Origin of the sequence: Corynebacterium sp. TAE3-ERU30 (genome assembly GCF_019209925.1) — a bacterium.
Taxonomy (GTDB): Bacteria; Actinomycetota; Actinomycetes; order Mycobacteriales; family Mycobacteriaceae; genus Corynebacterium; species Corynebacterium megadyptis.
Genome location: NZ_JAHUTO010000003.1, coordinates 445,621 through 468,675 on the forward strand (window position 1 = coordinate 445,621; position 23,055 = coordinate 468,675).

Annotated in this window: 18 protein-coding genes; 5 read left to right on the forward strand and 13 right to left on the reverse strand. The window is 63.9% G+C overall.

Translation table 11 applies throughout. From position 1 onward, the window contains the following. Window positions 1-14: 14 nt before the first annotated feature. Both KR227_RS07985 and KR227_RS07990 read right to left on the reverse strand, forming a co-directional pair. Window positions 15-2,750 carry a hypothetical protein gene (locus KR227_RS07985; protein ID WP_218364834.1) on the reverse strand — a complete coding sequence of 912 codons (2,736 nt, stop codon included), beginning with the start codon at window positions 2,748-2,750 and terminating at the stop codon, window positions 15-17. Further along, window positions 2,747-3,808, reverse strand: a complete 1,062-nt coding sequence (locus tag KR227_RS07990; RefSeq protein ID WP_218364835.1) for an NUDIX hydrolase — start codon at window positions 3,806-3,808, stop codon at window positions 2,747-2,749. The genes KR227_RS07985 and KR227_RS07990 overlap by 4 nt, the downstream gene beginning before the upstream one ends. A gap of 122 nt (window positions 3,809-3,930) precedes the next feature. Here KR227_RS07990 and KR227_RS07995 point away from each other — a divergent pair, with 122 nt between their 5' ends. Together KR227_RS07995 and KR227_RS08000 are read left to right on the forward strand one after the other, a co-directional pair. Next, window positions 3,931-5,349: a CCA tRNA nucleotidyltransferase gene (locus KR227_RS07995; protein ID WP_218364836.1), complete on the forward strand. Its 1,419-nt coding sequence runs from the start codon at window positions 3,931-3,933 to the stop codon at window positions 5,347-5,349. 13 nt (window positions 5,350-5,362) lie between these two features. Then, window positions 5,363-5,968 carry a YqgE/AlgH family protein gene (locus tag KR227_RS08000; RefSeq protein WP_218364837.1) on the forward strand — a complete coding sequence of 202 codons (606 nt, stop codon included), beginning with the start codon at window positions 5,363-5,365 and terminating at the stop codon, window positions 5,966-5,968. Between the two features lie 64 nt (window positions 5,969-6,032). On the opposite strand, the gene KR227_RS08005 is transcribed toward KR227_RS08000, so the two are convergent. The 11 genes from KR227_RS08005 to KR227_RS08055 all read right to left on the reverse strand — a co-directional run bounded on the left by KR227_RS08005 (window position 6,033) and on the right by KR227_RS08055 (window position 17,680). Continuing rightward, on the reverse strand, window positions 6,033-6,401 hold the full coding sequence (locus KR227_RS08005) for a hypothetical protein (protein ID WP_218364838.1): 369 nt from the start codon (window positions 6,399-6,401) through the stop codon (window positions 6,033-6,035). Window positions 6,402-6,442: 41 nt separating this feature from the next. Beyond that, window positions 6,443-7,441: a bile acid:sodium symporter family protein gene (locus KR227_RS08010; RefSeq protein ID WP_218364839.1), complete on the reverse strand. Its 999-nt coding sequence runs from the start codon at window positions 7,439-7,441 to the stop codon at window positions 6,443-6,445. 344 nt (window positions 7,442-7,785) lie between these two features. Further along, entirely contained in the window at window positions 7,786-8,631 is an 846-nt protein-coding gene (gene trpA, locus KR227_RS08015; protein ID WP_218364840.1) for a tryptophan synthase subunit alpha, read from the reverse strand. A gap of 2 nt (window positions 8,632-8,633) precedes the next feature. Continuing rightward, entirely contained in the window at window positions 8,634-9,887 is a 1,254-nt protein-coding gene (gene trpB / locus KR227_RS08020; protein WP_218364841.1) for a tryptophan synthase subunit beta, read from the reverse strand. 17 nt (window positions 9,888-9,904) lie between these two features. Beyond that, window positions 9,905-11,386 carry a bifunctional indole-3-glycerol-phosphate synthase TrpC/phosphoribosylanthranilate isomerase TrpF gene (gene trpCF / locus KR227_RS08025; protein WP_218364842.1) on the reverse strand — a complete coding sequence of 494 codons (1,482 nt, stop codon included), beginning with the start codon at window positions 11,384-11,386 and terminating at the stop codon, window positions 9,905-9,907. After that, window positions 11,373-12,401 (reverse strand): anthranilate phosphoribosyltransferase, encoded by a 1,029-nt coding sequence (gene trpD / locus KR227_RS08030; protein ID WP_218364903.1) that lies wholly within the window; start codon window positions 12,399-12,401, stop codon window positions 11,373-11,375. The genes trpCF and trpD overlap by 14 nt, the downstream gene beginning before the upstream one ends. 60 nt (window positions 12,402-12,461) lie before the next feature. Next, entirely contained in the window at window positions 12,462-13,097 is a 636-nt protein-coding gene (locus tag KR227_RS08035; RefSeq protein ID WP_218364843.1) for a gamma-glutamyl-gamma-aminobutyrate hydrolase family protein, read from the reverse strand. Continuing rightward, complete coding sequence (locus tag KR227_RS08040; RefSeq protein WP_218364844.1) at window positions 13,094-14,725, reverse strand: anthranilate synthase component 1; 1,632 nt, start codon at window positions 14,723-14,725, stop codon at window positions 13,094-13,096. The genes KR227_RS08035 and KR227_RS08040 overlap by 4 nt, the downstream gene beginning before the upstream one ends. 277 nt (window positions 14,726-15,002) lie before the next feature. Continuing rightward, window positions 15,003-16,850 carry a cation-translocating P-type ATPase gene (locus KR227_RS08045; protein WP_218364845.1) on the reverse strand — a complete coding sequence of 616 codons (1,848 nt, stop codon included), beginning with the start codon at window positions 16,848-16,850 and terminating at the stop codon, window positions 15,003-15,005. Further along, entirely contained in the window at window positions 16,843-17,178 is a 336-nt protein-coding gene (locus KR227_RS08050; protein ID WP_218364846.1) for a helix-turn-helix transcriptional regulator, read from the reverse strand. The genes KR227_RS08045 and KR227_RS08050 overlap by 8 nt, the downstream gene beginning before the upstream one ends. Before the next feature lie 43 nt (window positions 17,179-17,221). Beyond that, a complete protein-coding gene (locus KR227_RS08055) occupies window positions 17,222-17,680 on the reverse strand; it encodes an SdpI family protein (protein WP_218364847.1) in 459 nt (152 codons plus the stop codon). Window positions 17,681-18,059: 379 nt separating this feature from the next. Here KR227_RS08055 and KR227_RS08060 point away from each other — a divergent pair, with 379 nt between their 5' ends. From KR227_RS08060 to KR227_RS08070, 3 genes are all read left to right on the forward strand, one after another. Beyond that, window positions 18,060-19,298 (forward strand): dicarboxylate/amino acid:cation symporter, encoded by a 1,239-nt coding sequence (locus KR227_RS08060; RefSeq protein WP_218364848.1) that lies wholly within the window; start codon window positions 18,060-18,062, stop codon window positions 19,296-19,298. Between the two features lie 204 nt (window positions 19,299-19,502). Then, window positions 19,503-22,352: a leucine--tRNA ligase gene (gene leuS, locus KR227_RS08065; protein ID WP_218364849.1), complete on the forward strand. Its 2,850-nt coding sequence runs from the start codon at window positions 19,503-19,505 to the stop codon at window positions 22,350-22,352. Window positions 22,353-22,410: 58 nt separating this feature from the next. Next, window positions 22,411-23,019 (forward strand): VanZ family protein, encoded by a 609-nt coding sequence (locus tag KR227_RS08070; RefSeq protein ID WP_218364850.1) that lies wholly within the window; start codon window positions 22,411-22,413, stop codon window positions 23,017-23,019. Window positions 23,020-23,055 lie beyond the last annotated feature (36 nt).

Genomic DNA, 23,055 nt, shown 5'->3' on the forward strand with positions numbered 1-23,055 from the left:
CCACGTTTCGTCTTCTAGCTGTCCCTCGATCGTCGCGAGGAGCGCGTCCCATCCTCCGGTGCTCCCGGCGGCGGGGTTCGTCTCGGTCTGCGTTGTCTGCTGCGGGGTGGCCGCGGCGGGTCATCCCCGGGACTCGGCCCTGGGTGGTGGTGAGTATCGCGGCGCGGCAGGTGCTGGGCGCGTCGCGACGCCTCCTGGCGGCCCCGCCTATCCCCGCTCCTGCGGTGGTGCCGCTGCTGGTTCTCGGTGCTGGCGGCCTCAGCGCGGGCCATGGCTCGGTCCGCGGCGGTGCGTGGCCGGCGCGCCGATCGGGCGCGGCGACGCTTCTTCGCGCGCAGCGCTATCAGGCCCACGAGCATCACGAGGAGCACCCCGGCGAGCCAGCGGTTGATGGTGGTGCCGCGGGTCTGCACCGAGATATCCACGGGATTACTGATCAAGGTGTCAGTGGGGGTGAGCAGGAAGAGTTCGAGATCGGTGCGCTGATCCTCATCGGGGATCATGGCCGTCAGCTCCGTGGTGATCGAGCCCTTAGCGGGAATACGCAGCTGCGCGGGCAGCTCTAATTTCACATTCTCTGGAGCGGAATAGCCGATATGGGAATCCACCGGCAGCGGCAGGCCATTGCGGGCCACGATCAATAGCGGCGAGGAGCTACTGGTGCGGGTATAGACGTTGCCCGGCGGCAGCAGGGCCACGCCATCGCGCAATTCCATGAGCATCGCCCGGTTGCCCGTGATGCCGCGATTGGCGCGCTCGGTGGCGGCCGTATGCCGGCGCAGGCTATCGCGTTCGGTGCGGCTCAGGGCGCGCAGAATGCCCTGGCGCAGCGGCGCGGAAAAACCATAGGGGGTGAGCACGATATTGGGATCGCGCACCATGAGACGAGTGACCTCGTCGGTATAGCGCAGCTGCTGGCTGGTGGTGATGATCTCGCGGTCGCTCATCGCCGCCGGATCCACCACCTCCCGCGTCCCAGCAGGAGCCGCAGCGGTAGCCAGATAGTCCGTAATAGCCATGGGCGCGCTGATTCGGGCGTTGAGCACATACTCGGCGCTATCCAAGAGGCTAGTGGCATCCTTGCTGCTCAGCTGCGCCGGCGGGAAGACCAGCAGCGGCTCGCCCGCCTGCGAGGCGTTCATTGCGGCGAGCTCGAGGGCGGCCGCGGCGCTCTGGCGGCGGGCCACGGTGGAGTCCAAGGTGTAATCGAAGCGGTAGCGCGGATCCGAGTAGGCCGTGGTGACGGGGGCGCCGCCCATCCGCGCCACGAGCGTGGCCAGGCCAGAGTTATAGCCCACCGGATGGATTCGCTCCCCAGCGGGCGCCGCGGTGGAATCTGCGAGCAGCACCTCCGCGCGGCCCAGAGTGGGATCGGGAATCTGCTCTTCCTGCGGAGTCTCGTCCTGGGTGAGCACGTCTGGGGCTTCGTCATAGACATTCTGCTGGCCGCCCTGTCGCCGCTGCCGCCCCCACGCCTCATCGGGACTCAGCCCCGAGGAGGCGGTGTGAATCACGCTCTCAGCGCGATCGGTCATATAGCCGGCAGTCGGGATCACCACCGAGCTAGTCACCGGCCGCTCCAAAATCTCCTCCACGGTCAGGCGGCCGCGGGTAACGGCCTCGCGGGCCAGCCACTGATTGCCGGTGGAGGCCACCGCATTGAGATCGGCATTTGCCCAAGGCAGCGCTACGACGCAGTGATTCTCGGCGGCGCGATGGAGCTTCGCGATCCACTCCCCCGCCACCACGGGGCTCGAGCCCGCCGCAGACAGGCTCTCCTCCGAGGGGGTATCCCAGCGGTCCCGCAGCCGCGCCGCCGGCGCCACCGGGGAGGGACGGCTCTCGGAGACGCGATACCCATCGCTCATGCGATCCACCGCAGCCAGCAGCTGCGGGTCCACCGCCAGACAGGTGGAATCCTGCAGTGCCGCATTAGTCGAGGTGCGCTCGATATAGGTATCGAGGAGCTGATCGAGGCGCCCACCCGAAACGATCGTGGAGGCCAGCTCATCATCGCGCAGATACAAGGTGGGCTGGGTGGGGGCCTCCCCAGTTTCGCCCGGAGTGATATCTGTCGGGGCGGTAATCGGCAGCAGCATGGTCAGGCCACTCGGCGGCGCCGGCTCCTCTGCATCGGGAGGAGACTGGTCCTGCGAGGTGGCGTCGACAAGCGCCGAGGCAGGAGTGAGCGGATCGGTGGGCACAAGGAAGCGTTCCGTGGTGGAACTCGCCCCCGCTGGCCCCGTGGCCCCCACCCAGATCAGGAAGGGATAGACGCCGGGGCGGATCCGATCCGCGGTGGCGCCCGGGGTGACGGTGAGTGTGAGCTCGCGCTTCTCACCGGCGTCGATGCGCAGATCCTCCTCCCCAGTGAGGGAATAAGGATAGGCCTCGAGCCCCACCGTCATCATGGTGGCGGCATGCTCGGGGTCAGTCGTGGCGTCCCCTCGATAGAGCGTGAGCGAGACATCCGAAATCGGGGTATCCGCAGTATTAGTGATGCCCACCCGCACCCGAAAAGGGCGCGTGGGATCCCAATGCGACTGCTCCAGCGGGGAGATCTCCACCCGCAGCGGCGAGGCCTTATCCTCGGCGCGAATATAGGGATTGACCCATTGTTGCGCTACCTGGGGATCGCTCGGGTCGAGCACCACCGGAAATGCCGCAGCCTGCGGGGCAAGGACGGGTGACGTCGTGGCGGCCACCGCTGCTACCACCACAGACGCGGCTAGACGACGCGTACGACTCACCGTGGTGTTGTCCTTCCCTCGGCGTGCACACGCACCGCGCATTCCCGCATCAGAGAATGAGCCGTGCGCGCCAACTTGCGCTCATCGGCATAGGCCAGGCGCTCGATCAGAGAATTCGCTGGTACCCACGATACCTCGGTGACCTCGGGGTCATCATCGTTTAAATCCCCATCCACATAGGCCAAAAGATGATGATGCACCGTCTTATGGATGCGCGTGCCATCGGAGACAAACCAATAATCAATCACGCCGAGCTCGCCTAAGACCTCGCCCTTGATGCCGGTTTCCTCCCACACCTCACGTTCCGCGGTGGCCGTATGGGCCTCGCCATTTTCCACATGGCCCTTTGGCATCGACCACAATAGGCGGCCGCGGCGATCCACGCGGCCAATCAACGCCACATAGATACGGGACAGATCCACGCCGCCGTTCTCATCCACGGCCTCCGCCAGGCCGGAGGCCACCAAGCCGCCCGCCGAGGTTTCAATAGAGGTAGGCATGGACCGCTGTCCGCCCCGGCCCTTATCACCGCGGCGGGGGCGTTGCGGATTCTGGGAGCGCTGGTTTTTCCCCCGCTTCTGCTTCTTCTGCCCCTGCGCGCCGGAGCGTTGTGCCCCGCCACCGCGCCCCCCGCGCTTGGTGGCGTTGCCGCGCCGCCGCCGCGAGGAGCCCTCGCCGGACTGGGTGGAGGTCTCATTCTCCTTCTTCGAGCTGTCGGGGCGGGTGGTGCGGGGGGCATTCTGCCGTCCCCCACGGCCGCCGCGTCGCCGCCGGCGCCGCCGACCGCCCTCCGATGCGGAGCGCGAAGAACCCGAGCGCGAGGAGCCGGAACGCGAGGAGTTGGAGGCCTCGGAGTGTCCCTCGCTACCTGCATCGGCAGGGGGCGGGGTGTGCGCTGGGGTGTGGGTGCGGCGCCGCGATCGGCGGGTGGAGGCACCACGAGACCGGCCCCTCGTCGTGCTGGGGCTCGTGTTTCCGCTGGAACCGGAGCCTGCAGTGCTGCTAGACTCGCTTGTTCGCTGCGCCGAATTTTCGGCGTTGCTGCTCGTGGTACTCATTCCCTTGATCGTATCGTGACCAGCCGCCGGTTGGTACTTCGACATCACGAGTAGACTCATCACACATATACGGTGACGCCAGGAGGGGGTCGCCGCACTGTGCAAGGAATCGGAGGAGACTCATGTCCGATGCACTGCCGGGATGTACTCGGCTGCGCGAGATTGGCCACAGATTCGCAGATCTTGCAGCGCTTTTCGACGCTCACCAGCACCCGCTCTACCTCGTGGGCGGCAGTGTTCGTGACGCTTTTCTCGACCGCGGTGGCAAGGACTATGACTTCACCACCTCGGCGCGCCCGGAGCTGATCATGCAGATACTGCAATCCTATGCCCCGGCCGTGTGGGACACCGGTATCGAATTCGGCACCGTGTCTGCGGAAAAAGACGAGGCGCAGATCGAGATCACCACCTTCCGTAGTGATACCTACGATGGCAGCTCCCGCAACCCCGAGGTGCGCTTCGGCGATAGCCTCGAGGGCGATTTGGTGCGCCGCGACTTTAAGGTCAATGCCATGGCGGTGCGCATCACCCCCGAAGGCGATGTCGAGCTGCATGACCCCATGGAAGGGTTGAGCGACCTCCAGGCGGGGCTGCTCGATACCCCAGCCACCCCGGAACAGTCCTTCCACGATGATCCGCTGCGCATGCTGCGCGCCGCCCGTTTCGTCTCCCAGCTGGAGTGCGCCGTGGCGCCGCGAGTTCGCCAGGCCATGGAGGAGATGAGCGGCGAAATTACCCGCATCACCGCCGAGCGGGTGCAGATGGAGATGAGCAAACTCATGCTCGGCCGCGCCCCGTGGACCGGTATCGACGTGATGGTTGAGACCGGACTGGCCGATCATGTACTTCCCGAGGTTCCCGCGCTGCGGCTCACCCAGGACGAGCACAAACAGCACAAGGACGTCTACGTCCATTCGAAGCGGGTGCTGCGCAATGCCACCGAGCACGAGGGCGAGGACGGCCCCGATCTGGTGCTGCGCTGGGCGGCGCTCATGCACGATATCGGTAAGCCTGCGACCCGCGAGTTCCACGAGGGCGGCGCCGTGAGCTTCCACCAGCACGAGGTCGTGGGAGCGAAGATGGTGCGCCAGCGCCTGCGCGCCCTGAAGTACCCCAAGCAGGTGGTCAAGGACGTGTCGCAGCTGGTGTTTTTGCATATGCGCTTCTATGGCTACAGCGATGCGCCGTGGTCGGACTCCGGGGTGCGCCGCTATGCCAATGACGCTGGCGAGCTGCTGCCGCGGCTGAATAAGCTGGTGCGCTCGGATTGCACCACCCGCAATAAGCGCAAATCCCAGCGGCTCAAGCGGGCCTATGATGAGCTTGAACAGCGCATCGCCGATCTCGCCGAGAAGGAAAACCTCGCGGCCGTCCGCCCGGATCTCAACGGCAATGACATCATGGAGATTCTCGAGCTACCGCCCGGACCCGAGGTGGGCCGCGCGTGGTCATACTTGAAGGAGCTTCGCTTGGATCAGGGCCCCATGGAGCGCGAGGATGCCATCGCGGCACTACGCTCGTGGTGGCAGGAACAGAACTAAAGGACACACCGCCATGGAACAGTATTTCGGAGATAATCTCTTCAGCGCTATGGAACGCAATCCCATTGAGGTGGGCACCGTGCTGGTGCAAGATCACGAATCGGAGTTCGGGCCGCATAAGCGCGATGCCCTGCTCGTGATCGAACACTCCGAGCAACGCACCATGGCGCTTAGCGTGACGATGCCCTCCGAGATGGCGGTGGCTAATGTGCTGCCGGAGTGGTCCGATCTACTGAGCACTCCCCCAGTGTTCTATGTGGGCGGGGCGACCAGCCCGGAAGGGGCCCTGGCCGTGGCCGTACTGCGGCCGGGTATGGAGGCCGAGAAGGGCGATTTCTGGGATGTGCTCAGCAATCGCATCGTGGTGCTCAATCTGCAGCATCCGCCGGAGGCCTTCGAGCCCTATGTGGAGAGCGTGCGCTTTTTCGCCGGACACAAGGTATGGGAACCCGGGGAGCTCGACAAGGAGATTCAGCTCGGCCACTGGTTTGTGGCACCCGCACTCCCCTCCGATATCACTGCGGGGCGCTTGGTGGATGTCTGGGGCGATATTCTCAAACGCCAGAATTTCCCGATGTCGGTATTTAGTACCTTCACCACGGAGTACGAAGAGAACTAAAAAGGCCCGGATGTTTCACGTGAAACATCCGGGCTTTTCTCGTGGCCGCGTGGTCGTTACATGGCTACGAGGATGAGCGCTGGGACCAGTACTCCTCGAACTCGGCGGCAGTGAGCGGGCTGGCGACGATATCGTCGAAGCTGCCATAGAGATTCGGGTGCGGCACCACCGGGTTCGGCGGGGCGTCCATGCCCTCGAGAGCGAAGCTGCCCGCGGCGGTGAGTACGGCGAAGCCGGTGATCTCGTGGGTGCGGTGCGAGCTATCCGCCGGGCCCTTGAGCTCGAGGACACGCAGCATACGGCACTGCTGGGCGTCGATCTCCTCCAGTTCCGCGACATGGGTGATCGCATGGGCCTCGATGGCCATGCTGATGCGCACGTAGAGCATCTGGGCGTCGCTGCCGCTCGGCTGCGGGCTCTGCGGATGGGACATGGGGTGGAAACCTCCTCGGTACGGGTGTGCGGACGGAGTTCTTAGCTGCTGTGCCGCTGAGTGCTCTCGGCGCTCTTGCCCTGCTGCGAGCGGGCATAGCGGGCGGCAAGCCACGAGCACATCATGAGCTGCACCTGATGGAAGATCATGAGCGGAACGATGAGCAAGCTTACTTCTACGGGGCCAAAGATCACAGCGCCCATGGGCAGGCCCGTGGCAAGGGACTTCTTGGTGCCGCAGAACTGAATGGCAATCTGATCCTGGCGATCAAAGCCGAGGCGCGCGGCGACCCAGCGGGTGAGCCACAGCATGAAGGCCACCAGCACGATGGAGAAGCCAATGAGGAAGAGGATCTCCCCCACGTTCACGGTGTCCCAGATACCCGCGACCATGCCCGCGGAGAAGGCCGAGTACACCACCATGGTGATGGAGCCGCGATCGACGATTTTGGTGCCTGTGGCGGCCGCCCAGCGGCCGGTCCAGCGCCGAGTGAGCTGCCCCGCCACAAAGGGTAGAAGCAATTGCACGGCGATCTTGATGAATACCTCCGGCCCCACGGTGATACCTGTCCCCTGGGCCATGATGAGCATGACCAAAAGCGGGGTGAGGACCACGCCCAGCAGATTAGATAGCGAGGCGCTGACGATCGCGCCTGCGACATTGCCACGGGCAATAGAGGTAAAGGCCACCGAGGACTGCACCGTAGAGGGCGTGAGCGTGAGATAGACGATGCCCAGATAGAGCCCGGTGGAGAGTATCGCCTTGAGCGGAGTGAGGGCGATTCCGATGAGGGGAAAGGCCACGAAGGTAAAGGCGAGGATCGTCAGGTGCAGCCGCCAGTGCTTCAACCCAGCCAGGGCCTCTCGCGGCGAGAGCCGCGCACCGTAGAGGTAGAACAGCAGAGCGATGGCGAGCTGAGTGGCCACGGAAAAGGCATCGGCAAACCAGCCGCGTGCGGGTAGGGTAATCGCCACAATGACCGCGCACAGAATGAGGACGATCAAGGGGTCTGGTGGTCGCAGAGTGAATCTCGAGCGCATAGCCCTCAGCTTAGTGCTGACACCTTAGGCATGGGGGTTGCTGTGTGGTGAGTGGGCTGATCGATGGTAGTGGGGAGAGCCAAGAAAATAAAACCCCTGCACACAGCGGATTGGACTAATCAGTCTTTGGGTGTGCCTACTATTGGGTGCACAGATAGATGAGAGAGGCAACCGTGGGGAGTAGCTGCCCTAGGGGGTTTCCGTAGACTATTCCGCAGCCTAGGAGTTTTGTCACGTTATGAATAGTGCCCCTGTGCGTAGTATGCCCCAATTATAGCCCCTCGGGGCCGAAAAGAGCTAGAGGGGAGCGCCGTCGCACTCCCCTCTCCCCTAGCGTGAGCGGCTTAGGATTTCTTGACGGTCGCCGCCTTCATGCGGGAGACAAACTCGGCGAGTTCCTTCTGCAGCGCCTCGAGATCGGTGACGCGGCGCGGCTCGGGGTGCTCGCCCTCGCAGTACTTCTCGATGATGGCCGCGATGGCGGAGCCGGTGATCGCCCCGGCGGCACCGGCAGTGATGGCGTCGGAGACGTGCTCTGGGGTGGAGATACCAAATCCCAGGAGCGAGGGGGCGCCGCCGAAGCGCTGAATATTCTTTACGATCTCCGGCAGGCCCCCGGTTTGAGATTCGGACTCAGCACCCGTTACGCCGAGGCGGGAGACGGTGTAGATATAGCCCTTGGACACGGCCGCGACCCGTTCCAGGGTCTCCTCATTCACATTCGGCGGTGCGATGAAGACCGGATCGACCTCGTGCTGCTCGGCGGCGGCGAGGAAGGGGGCGGATTCGCGCACTGGGATATCCGGAATGAGCACGGAATCGGCGCCTGCCTCGTGAATCTGGGAGTAGAAATTATCCAGCCCCAGAGAAAAGGCCACGTTGCCATAGCAGAGCAGGCCCATGGGGATCTCGGGATAGCGGGCGCGGATGCGGCGGATGATATCGAGGGAGGCGGCGAAGTCCATGCCGGCGTCGAAAGCGCGAATATCCGCCGCCTGGATGGTGGGGCCATCTGCTACCGGATCGGAGAAGGGTACGCCCAGCTCAAGAGCGTCGGCGCCATTCTCGATGAGGGTGGCAATGAGCTCCACATTGGTATCGGGGTCGGGATCGCCAAGCATGATGAAGGGGACGAAGGCACCCTCGCGCCGTTCATCCAAGCTGGCGAAGAGATCGTCATAGCGGGACATGCTTAGTTCTCCTTCAGGGTGTACTCGGGGTGTTCGGCCAAGGTGCGGCGCACATAGTCAATATCCTTATCGCCGCGGCCGGAGAGCGATACCAGAATGGTGATCTCCTCATCCTGCTCCTGGGCGAGCTGAGCGCGCTTCAGGGCATAGGCCAGAGCATGGGAGGATTCCAGCGCCGGCAGAATGCCCTCATAGCGGGTCAGCAGCTGGAAGGCTTCCAGTGCCTCGGCATCGGTGATGCCCACATAGGTGGCGCGACCGGAATGGGATAGATGGGCGTGCTGGGGGCCGACGCCTGGATAGTCCAAGCCGGCAGAGATGGAGTAGGACTCCTCCACCTGTCCCTCAGCGGTGCGCATGAGATATGACTTAGCGCCGTGGAGGATACCGATGCGACCAGCGTTAATAGGCGCGCCGCTCTTGCCGGAATCCAGACCGAAGCCGGCGGGCTCGGTGCCCACCAGCTCCACCGAGTCCTCCTCGATGAAGTCGGCGAAGATACCAATGGCATTGGAGCCGCCGCCCACGCAGGCCGTCACCACATCCGGCAGCCCGCCGATGCGTTCCTGCATCTGCTTCTTAGCCTCGGTGGAGATGACGCGGTGGAACTCGCGGACGATCGTCGGGAAGGGGTGCGGGCCGGCAGCGGTGCCGAGCAGATAGTGGGTGTCCTCGAAGGATTCCGTCCAATCGCGCAGCGCCTCGTTCACGGCGTCCTTCAAGGTGCCGGAACCAGTGTTCACACTCACCACCTTGGCGCCCATCATTTCCATCCGGTAGACATTCGGCTGCTGGCGCTCCACGTCCTTAGCGCCCATATAGATCACGCACTCGAGGTCTAGCAGGGCGCAGGCGAGAGCGGTGGCGGTGCCGTGCTGGCCGGCACCGGTCTCGGCGATCACGCGGTGCTTGCCCATGCGCTTGGCCAGCAGGGCCTGCCCGATCACCTGGTTGGTTTTATGGGCGCCGCCGTGCACCAAATCCTCGCGCTTGAGGAAGATACGCGCATGGCCCTTGCCCTGTCCCTCGAGGGGCAGGTTGGAGCATTCGGTAATCGGCGTCGGCCGGCCGAGATAATCGCGGAAATAGGTCGCGAGCTCCTCCATGAATGCCGGATCCTCCATGGCGTCCACGAAGGCCTGCTCAAGCTGATCGAGGGCGGGAATAAGGAGTTCCGGGACATATTGCCCGCCGAACTCTCCGAAATAGGCGGGAAGGATGGTTTCCCGCTCTGTGTGCTGGGTGGTCTCTGTCATCGTTGATCGTGTCCTTGTTACTTGATATCGGGGTTCTCTGCGGCCTCGCCTTGCGGGGCGGGAGGGGCAAAGTGGAAGGCCTTGATGGCAGCGAAGGCGCTGCGGATGGCGGCACTATTCTTTTGATACTGCCACGTTTCCCCGGCCGCGGAGCCATACTCCACGCCGCTATTGAGATCGACGCCGACGCAGCCGGTGCGCAGCGCCTGGTCGATATTCTCCGGGGATACGCCTCCGGCGATGAGGGCGCGGTCTTTGACGCTATCGGGGATATTCGCCCAGTCGAAGCTCTCGCCGGTGCCTCCTTCGCCATTGTCCAGCACGAGTTTGTCCACCAGTCCCCCACTGGCGTGCGCCTCGGCCATGCGTGCCCCATGCTCGGAGCTCATAGAGATAGCCCGCCACACCTGGACCTCGGGGCCGACTTCAGCGCGCACGGCGGAGATCAACTGCTTCTCCCCCTCCCAGGTATCGGAGAGCGGTGCATGAATCTGCACGGCGTAGACGCCACTATCGGCATAGTCCCGATAGCCGGAGCGCTGCCGCGAGACCGCCACATAGCGCAGGCCGGGCTCCGCGGCCATAATGGCCGCAGATGTTTCACGTGAAACATAGCGGGGCGAGGCGTGCTCGAAGATCAGCCCGCCGTAGACGGCGCCGGCTGCGCAGGCCGCTTGGGCGGCCGCCGGCGAGCTCAGCCCGCAGACCTTGTTCTCGCCGTAGATGAGGGCGCGGGCGGCCGCGTCGATACCGGGCTGGGAGGTGAGTTGCGAGCCCACGAGGAAGCCATTGACCACCCCACCGAGTTTCTCCACGGTGACATGGTCCTTAATGCCCGACTCGGCGAGCAGCACTGCATCTGCGGGGGCCAGAGGCGCCAATTCCGTCGAGCGAGAGAGATCGATGCTGAGATCATGAAGGTTGCGGTGGTTCACCCCAATGATGCGGGCGCCCAAGGCGGTGGCGCGGGCCATCTCTTCCTCGTCGAGCACCTCGGTGAGCACATCGAGGCCGAGCTGCTCGGCCAGCGAGGAGAGCTGCCGGTACTCGGCGTCGTCAAGCACAGAGAGCATGAGCAGGATGGCGTCGGCTCCGAAATAGCGGGCGGCCAGCACCTGCACTTCATCGATGATGAAATCCTTGCACAGCACGGGAAGGTGGGTGCTGGAGGCCACGGTGGCGAGGTGGTCATAGTCGCCGCCGAAGCGATCGGGCTCGCAGAGCACGGAGATCGCCGCGGCATAGCGCGAGTAGATCCGCGCGATATCGGCGGGATGATAGGACTCGCGAATCAGGCCCAAGGAGGGCGATGAGGACTTGCACTCGAGAATAAAGCGGTGCGAACCCTGCAATGCCTCATAGAGCGAACGCTGCGAGGTGGGAAGAGACGCCGCCTCTACCCCGCCGATGCGGGCGCGGATATCCGCGAGGTGGCCACGGCGGGCGCTGACGATCTCTTCCAAGATCGTGGGCAGCGAGGAGGAATTACTGGTCGTCATGATCACTCCCTTCATAGGTGGCGAGCCAGTCCTGGACGGCGCCGCTCGAGATGACCTCCTTGGCGTGGGCGGTTCCCGCCGCGATGCTCTCGGCTACGCCGTGGAGATAGAACATGGCGCCGGCATTGACTGCGACGGCATCCACATGGGCCGCCGGTGCGGTACCGGCGAACACGGCGCGCAGCATCTCAGCATTCTCTGCAGCATCGCCGCCCGTAATCTCGGAGAGCTCGTGGGTGGCAATACCCATCTCTTCTGGGGTGAGGCGATAGTGGGAGATCTCGCCGTCCTTGAGCTCCCAGAAATCCGTGGGCCCGTGCACCGCGAGCTCATCGGTGCCGCTGCCATGCACCACCAGCGCGCGATCACGGCCCAGTTCGCGCATGACGCGGGCGATGGTCTCGCCCAGGCGTGGTTGTGCGATACCCATGATCTGCAGCTCGGGGCGTGCCGGGGAGAGCAGGGGGCCGAGAATATTGAAGAGGGTGGGAATGCCCAGTGCCTTCCGCACGGGCTGCACGTGCGCGACGGCGGGGTGATAGGCCGGTGCGAAGAGGAAGGTGAACTTCGACTTCTCATAGCAGCGCACGGCGCTATCGACGTCTTGTTGTACCGGAATATTGAGCGCTTCCAGCACATCGGCGGAGCCGGACTTCGAGCTCACCGAGCGGTTGCCGCACTTGACGACGCCGCAGCCGCCCGCTGCACACACCACAGAGGCGGCGGTGGAGATATTAATGGTGTTCTTGCCATCACCACCGGTGCCGGCGGTGTCCAGAAGGCCCGCGCCGGTGAGCGGGAAGGGGCGGGCGGCAGCGAGGAACGCCTGGGCTGCGCCGGCAATATCCTCAAAGGTCTCGCCACGGGTGCGGATGGCCACCAAGAGCGCGGCCATATGGACGTCATCGTAGTCGCCCTCGGTGAGCGGCTCGAAGACCGCGCGGGCCTCCTCCACGGTGGGGTGAGGATTATCCAGATAGGTTTTGAGAAGTTCGACTGCGGCCGGGTTAGCCATGATGGGTGCCTTTCGTTTCACGTGAAACAGTGCGGGGAGGACAGGGGGTGCTGCCCTCCATTATGGGAGCAAGATGTCGATGGCGCGCTGAATGATGTGCGGCCCGGAGGGGCTGAGGATGGACTCGGGGTGGAATTGCAGGCCGATGGCGTCGGTCTGCCCCGCCGTGTCGCGGATAATGCCGGCCATGATGACGTCCCCGCTGTCCGAGGGGCAGGTGCCGAGACTCTCGATGCGTTCGGGGGCATCGACGCAGCCGAGTGAGTGATAACGCGCGACCGGTACGTGGTCGCCGGCGCCGGTGCTGCGGTCCGGATGCGGGTCTACGCTCAAGCCGGCGAAGAGTGGGGAGCCCGCCCCCGCCTCGCTCAGCACCATGTCGCTCATGCGGCCATGCACGGGCCCGCAGGGGGCCACCACTCCCCCACAGTGCTCGATGAGCGCCTGGAAGCCGAGGCAGATGCCGAGCATGGGCGTGGAGCCGAGTTCGGCGGCGATGAGCTGCATCATGGTGCCCGCCTCGGCAGGATAGCTGGGGCCGGGCGAGAGCACGAGCAGATCCGGCTGCAGAGCCTGAACCTCGGCGACGGGGGTGGTATTGCGCACCACCGTGATGCGGTGCTCGGTGGCGGCAATGGCGTCCACCAGGTTGTAGACGAAAGAGTCGAAATTATCGATGACAACAATGTGGCTCATGCTCGTTCCACCTTCAATTCCTGTGCTGCGGCAGCCGCGATGGCGTCCAGCACCGCATAGGCCTTGTGTACGGTTTCATCGGCTTCGGATTGCGGCACCGAGTCGCGGACGACGCCGGCACCGGCCTGCACATGGGCGCGGCCGTGGCGGACGAAGGCGGAACGGATAACAATGCAATTATCCATATCGCCATTGCCCGCCAAATAGCCCACGGCGCCGCCATAGCTACCGCGACGGATCCCCTCTGCCTTCCGCAAGAGCTCCACCGCCTTAATCTTCGGGGCGCCGGTGAGCGTGCCCATATTCATGCAGGCGCGGTAGGCGTCCAGCGGATCGAAGTCCTCGGCCAGAGTGGCGCTGACGATACTGACCAAGTGCATCACCCGGGAGTAGCGATCCACCTGCATGAGCCGATCCACCGCCCGGGTCCCCGGCACTGCCACGCGGGCGAGATCATTGCGCGCAAGATCCACGAGCATCGCATGTTCGGCCGTTTCCTTGTTATCGGTGCGGAGCAGAAGCTCATTGCGGGTATCGAGCTCCCGATTCAGGCTGCCATCGGGATTGAGCCCGCGTGGCTGCGTGCCCGCCGCGGGATAGATCTGCAGCGTCCGACTCTCGGCGGTGTACTTGAGGTTGGACTCCGGCGATGCGCCGAAGAGTTCATAGGTGCTCTCCCCTGCCCCATCCTCCGCGCCCGCAGCCGCTGCGCCGTGGATATAGAACATATAGGGGCTGGGATTGGACACGCGGAGCTGGCGATAGGCGGCGAAGGCATCGGGGCACTCCACGCTGAAGGTGCGGGCGGGCACCACCTGGTAGATATCGCCGTCGTAGATATTGCCCTTGAGCGTGCGCACGACATCGCGGAATTGCTCATCGCTGAAGTTGATCTCCGCGTGCAATGTTTCACGTGAAACATCGGCTGCGTCCTCCGCGGCGGCGGGGCTGGAGGGCGCGGAGTGGGCGTCGATAAGCGCCGAAATGCGCTCGAGCTCCGCGGTGTCTGCCTCGCGGGAGGAGGCGCGGGTACTCACCCGTGCGAGCGAGGCTTCCTCGGAGCGGTGGTCGATGTCCAGCAGCGTCTCGGCGAGGATGAACTGATAGTCCGGGTAGGTATTGGGCCCCTCCTCCACCTCGGGAAGCTCCTCGAAGGTGGCAAGGTAGTCGAAGGCGAAGCCGCCCGCGAGGAAGGGCAAGAGGCCATCGTGGAAGCCGGACTCCTGCTGCAGCAGCCGCAGGGGCAGCACCGTGCTCGGGGCGAGGAGGCGCTCCTTCTCGTCCATCGCCGTCGAGGGCGGGAAATGGAAGCGGAGGCGATCGCCCGGGAGACGGTACTCGGCCAGGCGGGTCGCCAGCAGCTCCGCCAAGGGCTCGCCAGAGGCGCTGAGGATATCCACCTGGACATCATGGCCGGTACAGGTCAGCCGCAGCGAGGCGCTGAGGATGGCAAGGGACTTCACGCCGCGCTTGGACTCAATATCGACCGATTCCAGCAGAACCGAGTCTGCTGGGGTGTTCGTGCCATCAAGACAGAGGGCGCGATATACCTCGGAGGCATCGCGGTGATAGCGCACTGGGCGGCGCAGCACTGCGGGCTCATAGTGCGGCGGGGTGGTGAGTGTCATCGTGCTCTTTTCTTCTGAAGCCTGGGTTGATCGGTGGGGCCACCTCCCCCAGTGCGTCGAGCCCGCGCCCTCTCAGGCAACAAAAAAGGCTCGCCGCGCCGGGGAGCGAGCGAGCCTAGTGAAAAGACGTTGGAATGCCGAATTCGTGGCTCGCCCTAGCTGGCGCGCCACCACCACGAGTGGGTGCTGGAAGTGAATTCGTGCAACAACATGGCAGCTACTTTAGCAGTAGTCTCTCTGCCGCTAGGAAGATGGGTGCTAGATGGGGGTAGAGCCGCTAAGAGCGTTCGGATCGCGGCAGGAGTCCGGCGCGTACACCATTGAGAATAATGAGTACCTCGGCCGCCTCGTGGATGGTCACTACCTCCGCCAGGCCCAGAACGCCGGTGATTGCCAGCGGCGGCAAGGCCACCACAATAGCCAGCGCCAGGGCCAGGTTGGTGATCATGATGCGGTGAGCGCGGGCGAGGTGCCGCAGCGCCGGGGGAAGCAGCGTCAGGCTATGGCCGACGAAGGTGATATCGGCGCTCCGGCGGGCAATATCGGTGCCCGTGGCACCCATGGCGATGCCAATGCGCGCGGCCGCAAGGGCCGGTGCATCATTGATGCCATCGCCCACCATCATCCAGCGGCGCGAATCCACCGCAGCATGCTTATCGGAGGGGCTGAGATCGCCGCGCACATCGGCGATACCCGCCGAGTGGGCAATGGCTTCGGCCGCCTCCTGGCGGTCGCCACTGAGCATCACCGTGCGCAGACCCTGCGCCTCGAGGGCGCGGATGGCCTCCGGTGCCTCCTCCCGCAGGGAATCAGCGAGCTCGATAATGCCGAGGCGCTCTCCCTCGCGGCGTACCTCCACCACGCTGGCGCCGCCGATGGTGGCGGTGACATCGCGGGCACGGCCCACGGAGATCTCCGCGCCTTCGACGATGCCACGCAAGCCCTCGCCCGGGGTCTCGCGCACATCGGTGGCCGTGGCGGGACTGATCCCCTGCTGCGCGGCCGCCTGCACGATGGCCCGGGCCAAGGGGTGCTCGCTGTGGTGCTCAATCGCGGCGGCGATAGCGAGTACCTGCTGGGACTCCGTACCGGGGGCGGCGTCGATATGCACCACCTGGGGGCGGCCCTGGGTGAGAGTTCCGGTTTTATCGAAGGCGACGGTGGTAATGCCGTGGAATCTTTCGACGGTGGCGGCATCGCGCACCGCGCAGCCCATGCGGCTGGCGCGGCCGAGTGCGGCCAAAATGGTGATGGGCACGCAGATCGCGAGGGCGCAGGGCGAGGCCGCCACGAGCACCGTGAGGGCGCGGGGGATCCAGAGCCCCGGGTCGCCGAGGATGCTGCCAATAACGCCCGTGGCGAGCGCCAGAAGCAGCACGCCAGGGACCAGCACGCCGGCGATACGGTCGGCAAGACGGCCCGCGGCACCCTTGCGGTCCTGAGCGGTAGTGGTCAGCTCTACGATGCTGGACAGCGTATTCTTCGCGCCAGGAGAGGTGGCCTCCACTTCGAGGGAGCCATCGAGGGCGATCGAGCCGGCAATGACCTCCTCCCCTACCCCAGCCATCACGGGCATGGGCTCGCCGGTAATGGCGGAGACATCCATGTGCGAGCGGCCGGTGCGGACCACGCCATCGGTGGGCACGCGCTGCCCAGGTTTCACGTGAAACATTTCGCCTACGCCGAGTTCGCGGACGGGCACGCGCCCGCGCTCGAGGGTCTCCACGGTCTCGGGCAGGAGTTTATCGATCGACTCCAGATCATCCCGCGCTTTATCCAGGGAGCGATCCTCGATGGACTCAACGAGGGAATAGAGGAAGGCGAGGGTGGCCGCTTCGCCGGGGAAGCCGAGGAGAATGGCGCCGATGGCGGAGATCGTCATCAATAGCGCGACGCCTAGCCGGGCGCGGCCGCGATTCTTGACGAAGGTCCTGAGCGCTCCGGGCACGAAGGTGGCTCCGCCCAAGGCGATGCCGAGATAGTAGAACCAGGGGTGCACCAGGAAGCCAAGGATCATGGCGATTCCCGAGCCAAGGGCTAATTGAATCTGACGATCGCGGTACCAGGGGCCCTCGGTCGTCTCCCGGACTTCGCCGGATTCGCAGGCACAACATGCGCTACTCATGGCTAGCCCCCATGTCTACCAAGCAGCTCTCGCTCTCCTGCACGGTGAGTACCACCTGTGAGAGTTCGAGTAGAGCGTGCTGCAATTGCGGACTGCTGATCTCATAACGCACCTTGCGCCCTTCGTGCTGGGCGCGAATGACCCCACAATCGCTCAGGCAGGTGAGGTGATTAGAGACATTGGAGCGTCCCGTTCCCAGCCGCTCGGCAAGCTCGGCGGGATAGTGGACGCCATCCATCATGGCAAGAAGAAGCGCTCGCCGAGTATCACTGGCGAGCGCTGTGCCCACGCGCTTCAGCGCGTCATTATGTGTTTCTTGGAAGCTCATGCACCCGATAGTACACGAATGAATGAACTATAGACGCTGACCTTTAGGTCTCATCCTGATTCTGCGAGCGGCGCAGCGCCGAGCGCAGCTTATCGACGTCCACCTCGGGCTGCGGAGCCTGGGATTCCGAGTCGCCCGCCTGGGCGGCAGCGGCGTCGGAAATCTTGCGGTTGGCGTCGATAATGGCCACTGCTTTGGCGCCGAGGGCGGCACCGATGCCTAGGAGGGTGACACTGGCCACGACGGCGGCGAGAACGAGAAGCCACATCCAGCCGGCGGCGGAAAAGGCGAGCAGGGCGCCAATGCCCATGGCGAGGCCCGCGACCAGCCATACGGGGCCGGCCACCTTGTGCGCGGCGTTCCACATCTCGCGCGAGGTGCGGACCTCGGGGACGCGGATGCCGATGAGGCCATTGCCAGGCAGGTGCTGTGTCCATGCCAGGGCGCCGAGGATGAGAAGGGCAAGGGTGAGAATAAGCAAAATGATGCCGAGGACAGCCATGAATGACACTCTAAGCCATGGGTGGCGAGGGCGCGAAAAGCTCGACGGCACGCCTTCGCCGCCACGGTGGAGCACTCCCCTCCCCTCCTGGGCGTGCGTCGGCTATCTCCTAACCGCAGATCGGGGAGTAAGGGTGGTAGGACGCCTCGTGTGCGGTAGATTGAGGCCTACGCACAGGCGTCTTCTTTGTGTGGACCCGTGGTTTCTTGGTATCTGGACTATCTCCGGCCCTGGCGTGGTGTGCTGGCCTCACAGCGCCCTATCGCACCGCTCTGACCAGCGGGAATGGCTCAGATGTGGAGGAACCGCCACAACGGAGTTCCGCCGGCTATCAGGTTAGTGAAATAACGTCACGTTACGAAAACGAAAGTGGATTCTCATGAACACTGGACAGGCCACGATGGCCGCCCCGGAGAAAAAGAAAGGAGGCTTCCTCGGCTCGCTGCTGATGTGGATCATCGTCGCGATCGTCCTCGGTAGCGCTCTGAGCCTCGTGCTCCCCGATTGGCTGGCACGCATCTTCGTCACCTTCAATGGGCTCTTCGGAAACTTCCTCGGCTTCTTCATCCCCATCCTCATCTTCGCGCTCATCGCCCCCGCCATTGCGGGCATCGGACGCGGCGCGGGCAAGTGGCTTCTCGTCACCACCGCCATTGCCTATGCATCGACGGTGCTCTCCGGCTTTGCCGCCTATGGGCTGAGCCGCGGGCTCTATCCCTCGCTCCTCTCCTCCGAGGCGCTCGGCGATGCCGTGGACATTGATGCCGGCGCCCTCACCCCCTACTTCGAGGTAGAAATGCCGCCCTTGATGAATATCATGACGGCGCTATTGCTGGCCTTCATCTTCGGCATCGGCATGACGGTGGTCAAGGCGGATACCGCCTATACGCTGGCCAAGGAGGTGGAGGAGATTGTGCAGCTCACCATTCGTAAGTTCGTGATTCCGCTGCTACCCATCTTCATCTTCGGCATGTTCCTCTCCATGGGTAAGAACGGGAATATGCAAAAGACCATGACGATGTTTGCCGTGGTGCTCATCCTGGCAATCGTGGCCACCTTGGTGTTGTTGCTGGTGCAATTCCTCATCGCGGGCGCTATCGCCGGCCGCAACCCGCTGCGTGCGTGGAAGACCATGCTGCCTGCATATTTCACCGCGTTGGGCACCTCCTCCTCGGCCGCCACCATCCCCGTCACCTACTCCTGTGCGCAGAAGAATGGTGTCTCCGCCAATGTGGCTGGCTTCGTGGTGCCGCTCTGCGCCACCATTCACCTCTCGGGCTCGATGATGAAGATCTCGCTCTTCGCCTTCGCCATCATGTTTATGGCGGGCACTCCGGTCAGCCCCGCACTCGCCTTCGGCTTCGTCCTCATGCTGGGTATCACGATGATTGCCGCACCCGGCGTGCCTGGTGGTGCCATCATGGCCGCCTCCACCCTGCTGAGCTCCATGCTCGGCTTCACCGATGATCAGGTGGCGCTGATGATCGCGGCCTATATCGCCATCGACTCCTTCGGTACCGCATGTAATGTCACCGGCGATGGTGCCATCGCCATGATCGTGAATAAGCTCTCCGGCGGTCGTGGCGCAGAGAAGAAAACTGAACTAGAGGACGCTTAATAGCACACTCGCACGCCGCCCAGACCGTCCATTCGGACAGGTTCTGGGCGGTTTAGTGTATCTGCGGTCAGTAAATAAGCAGACGGCATTCCGCAGGCAATGTTTCACGTGAAACATTCGCCGCGCGCCGCCCCCGACCCGCAGGCACACTCCGCGTGGATGCTCGTGCGAAAGCGGCGAGTCGCACCGGCTACACTATGACGCATGACTAACCCGAGCGACGTACCCGCATATAGATACCGTGCCGGCCTAGCGGCCGACATTGAAAGCAAGTGGCAGAAGTACTGGGCCGATCACGGCACCTTCAATGCGCCGAACCCCGTAGGCGAGTTGGCCGAGGAGGGTGGCCAGAGCCTTCCGGAGGACAAGCTCTTTGTGCAGGACATGTTCCCCTACCCCTCGGGCGTGGGCGTGCATGTGGGCCACCCGCTGGGCTATATCGCCACCGATGCTTTTGCTCGTTTTCATCGCAAGCTGGGCAAGAACGTGCTGCACGCCTTTGGCTATGATGCCTTCGGCCTGCCGGCCGAGCAGTACGCGGTGCAAACTGGGACGCACCCGCGTACGACTACTGAGGCCAATATTAAGAACATGTCCCGTCAGATCGGGCGTCTCGGCTTGGGGCACGATACGCGCCGCAGCTTCGCTACCACGGATACGGACTTCTACCGCTGGACCCAGTGGATCTTCCTCACGATCTACGATTCCTGGTTTGATGAGCGCAGCAATAAGGCACGCCGTATCGACGAGCTGATTCCTTTGCTCGAGTCCGGCGAGATCGCTACCCCCGAGCGCTATGGGCGCCCCTTTGCGGAGTTGAATGATGTCGAGCGCGCCGAGGTGATCGACGAGTTTCGTTTGGTCTATCGCTCGAACTCCACGGTCAATTGGTGCCCTGGTTTGGGTACGGTGCTGGCCAATGAGGAGGTCACCGCCGAGGGCCGCTCGGAGCGTGGCAACTTCCCGGTGTTCCGCAAGAATCTGCAGCAGTGGATGATGCGTATTACTGCCTATTCGGATCGCTTGATCGATGATCTGGATCTGCTGGACTGGCCGGAGAAGGTGAAGTCCATGCAGCGCAACTGGATCGGCCGCTCCCGCGGTGCCGAGGTGGACTTCCGAGCCGCCGGCCACACCATCACTGTCTTTACTACCCGCCCGGATACCCTCTTCGGCGCCAGCTATATGGTGCTCGCCCCCGAGCACGAGCTGGTGGATGAACTGCTCACCCATGCGCCCGCAAGCTATGAGGGCGTGGACGAGCGCTGGACCTTTGGTGCCGCCAGCCCAGCCGAGGCGGTGGCCGCCTATCGCTCCTCGATTGCCGCCAAGTCGGATCTGGAGCGCCAGGAGAACAAGGATAAGACCGGTGTGTACTTGGGCGTGCAGGCCGTGAACCCGGTCTCCGGTGAAGAGATTCCGGTGTTTATTGGTGATTATGTGCTCACCGGCTATGGCACCGGGGCCATCATGTCCGTTCCGGCGCACGATGACCGCGACTATGAATTCGCCCAAGCCTTCGGGCTGCCCATTCGGGAGGTGGTCGCCGGTGGCGATATCTCCACCGCCGCCTTCACCGAGCCGGGCATTGCGGTGAATTCCGCCAATGAGGAAGGCTTGGACATCAACGGCCTGGGCAAGGAAGAGGCCGTGGCCACCACGATCGTCTGGCTGGAGCAGAATGGCTATGGCCGCGAGAAGATCCAGTACAAGCTGCGCGACTGGCTCTTTGCCCGCCAGCGCTACTGGGGCGAGCCTTTCCCCATCGTCTATGACGATCAGGGTGTGGCCCACGCCCTGCCGGAGGAGATGCTGCCCATCGAGCTGCCGGAGGTGGAGGACTATAAGCCGGTGTCCTTTGACCCAGACGATGCCGATTCCTCCCCGCACCCGCCGCTGGCGAAGGCCACCGACTGGGTGAATGTGGAGTTGGATCTGGGCGATGGCCTGCAGACCTACACCCGCGATACCAATGTGATGCCCCAGTGGGCCGGTTCCTCCTGGTACCAGCTGCGCTATATCGATCCGAAGAACGAGGAGCAGTTCTGCAATATTGAGAACGAGCGCTACTGGACTGGCCCCCGCGAGGGCGCCCCGGGCGGCGGCGTGGATCTCTATGTGGGCGGCGTCGAGCACGCCGTGCTGCACCTGCTCTATTCCCGCTTCTGGCATAAGGTGCTCTTCGATCTCGGTTATGTGAGTTCCTGCGAGCCCTATCACCGCCTCTATAACCAGGGCTATATTCAGGCCTATGCCTACACCGATTCCCGTGGCGTGTACGTGCCCGCCGATGAGGTGGAGGAGAAGGATGGCGAGTTCTTCTACCAGGGCGAGAAGGTGACCCAGGAGTACGGCAAGATGGGCAAGTCCCTGAAGAACTCCGTCTCCCCGGACGATATGTGCGATGAGTACGGCGCCGATACCTTGCGCGTCTACGAGATGTCCATGGGCCCGCTGGATACGTCTCGCCCCTGGGCCACGAAGGATGTTGTCGGCGCCCACCGCTTCCTGCAGCGCCTGTGGCGGCTGGTGGTGGAGGAATCCACGGGTGAGTGCAGCGTCTCCGAGCAGGAGCTTGACGACGCCACCCTCAAGGCCCTGCACCGCACGGTGGCGGGCGTGCGTGAGGACTATGAGAACCTGCGCATGAACACCGTGGTGGCGAAGCTCATCGAGTACGTGAACTTCCTGACCAAGCACTACTCCTCTACTGCCACCCCGCGGGCGGCCGTGGAGCCGGCGGTGTCTATGCTCGCCCCGATCGCCCCGCATATCGCAGAGGAGCTGTGGAGCATCCTGGGCCACGAGGAGAGCATCACCTATGAGCCCTTCCCCACCTGGGATGAGGCCTGGCTGAAGGACGATACCGTGGAGCTGCCGGTGCAGGTCAATGGCAAGGTTCGCGGCCGCATCCAGGCCCCGGTGGACGCCGATCGCGAGGCCCTCGTGGAGTTGGCCGTAGCCGATGAGAAGGTGGCCGCCCATATTGAGGGAAAGACTGTGGTGAAGCAGATCGTCATCCCGGGCAAGATGATTAACCTCGTGGTCAAATAACCCCGCCTGTGAACTACGCTGGGTGTATCTCTGACGCGGACACCCAGGAAGGCCCCCTATGACAGCCTCTGAATCGAGCGCTCAGGGGGCCCAGGCCGTCCAGCCCGCACGTCCCAGTGGCCCCCGCCCTGGGCTCGTGTGGGCTGCGCTCATCTGCCAGCTGGTCACGATTGCCGCTGCAACCTTATTGAAAAGCGTCTTTGTTATCGGTCACCTGTGGCGGCGCGAGGCGCACCGCCACCGCGGCGTGGAGCTCATGCCACTGGATGATTTTTGGAATGCCCAGTCCGTCGTGGGCTCGCTCCTCAACGTGGCGGGCAATGTGGCGCTTTTCGCCCCGCTCGGCTTCGTGCTGGTGCTACTGCTGCGCGGTCGCGCCCATCCGGTGCGCACGGCCACGCTCCTTAGCCTCGCGCTGAGCCTGGGCATTGAGCTCGCCCAGTATGTCTTCCGCTTAGGCTATAGCGATATCGATGATTTGCTCTATAACACCCTGGGCGCTGCCCTCGGGGCCTGGTTGGTCACGGTGTCGCCGCCGATAGTGCAGCGCCTCGCTCTGGCGTTGTGCCTGCTCTTTATGCTCACCCTCATGCTGCTCTACGCTCTCGGATCGCGCCTCGGCAGCCCCGATGCGGTGGTGGCGAGCCTCGGCTGCTGGGTCCACTAACCGTGCTAGCTGGGGCGCTGCTGCTCTCAGGCGCAG

Bases quoted from the DNA above. Each gene is read 5' to 3' on its own strand.
- KR227_RS07990 (WP_218364835.1), bottom strand. From the start codon at position 3,808: ATGAGTACCACGAGCAGCAACGCCGAAAATTCGGCGCAGCGAACAAGC.
- KR227_RS07995 (WP_218364836.1), top strand. From the start codon at position 3,931: ATGTCCGATGCACTGCCGGGATGTACTCGGCTGCGCGAGATTGGCCAC.
- KR227_RS08000 (WP_218364837.1), top strand. From the start codon at position 5,363: ATGGAACAGTATTTCGGAGATAATCTCTTCAGCGCTATGGAACGCAAT.
- KR227_RS08005 (WP_218364838.1), bottom strand. From the start codon at position 6,401: ATGTCCCATCCGCAGAGCCCGCAGCCGAGCGGCAGCGACGCCCAGATG.
- KR227_RS08010 (WP_218364839.1), bottom strand. From the start codon at position 7,441: ATGCGCTCGAGATTCACTCTGCGACCACCAGACCCCTTGATCGTCCTC.
- trpA (WP_218364840.1), bottom strand. From the start codon at position 8,631: ATGTCCCGCTATGACGATCTCTTCGCCAGCTTGGATGAACGGCGCGAG.
- trpB (WP_218364841.1), bottom strand. From the start codon at position 9,887: ATGACAGAGACCACCCAGCACACAGAGCGGGAAACCATCCTTCCCGCC.
- trpCF (WP_218364842.1), bottom strand. From the start codon at position 11,386: ATGACGACCAGTAATTCCTCCTCGCTGCCCACGATCTTGGAAGAGATC.
- trpD (WP_218364903.1), bottom strand. From the start codon at position 12,401: ATGGCTAACCCGGCCGCAGTCGAACTTCTCAAAACCTATCTGGATAAT.
- KR227_RS08035 (WP_218364843.1), bottom strand. From the start codon at position 13,097: ATGAGCCACATTGTTGTCATCGATAATTTCGACTCTTTCGTCTACAAC.
- KR227_RS08040 (WP_218364844.1), bottom strand. From the start codon at position 14,725: ATGACACTCACCACCCCGCCGCACTATGAGCCCGCAGTGCTGCGCCGC.
- KR227_RS08045 (WP_218364845.1), bottom strand. From the start codon at position 16,850: ATGAGTAGCGCATGTTGTGCCTGCGAATCCGGCGAAGTCCGGGAGACG.
- KR227_RS08050 (WP_218364846.1), bottom strand. From the start codon at position 17,178: ATGAGCTTCCAAGAAACACATAATGACGCGCTGAAGCGCGTGGGCACA.
- KR227_RS08055 (WP_218364847.1), bottom strand. From the start codon at position 17,680: ATGGCTGTCCTCGGCATCATTTTGCTTATTCTCACCCTTGCCCTTCTC.
- KR227_RS08060 (WP_218364848.1), top strand. From the start codon at position 18,060: ATGAACACTGGACAGGCCACGATGGCCGCCCCGGAGAAAAAGAAAGGA.
- leuS (WP_218364849.1), top strand. From the start codon at position 19,503: ATGACTAACCCGAGCGACGTACCCGCATATAGATACCGTGCCGGCCTA.
- KR227_RS08070 (WP_218364850.1), top strand. From the start codon at position 22,411: ATGACAGCCTCTGAATCGAGCGCTCAGGGGGCCCAGGCCGTCCAGCCC.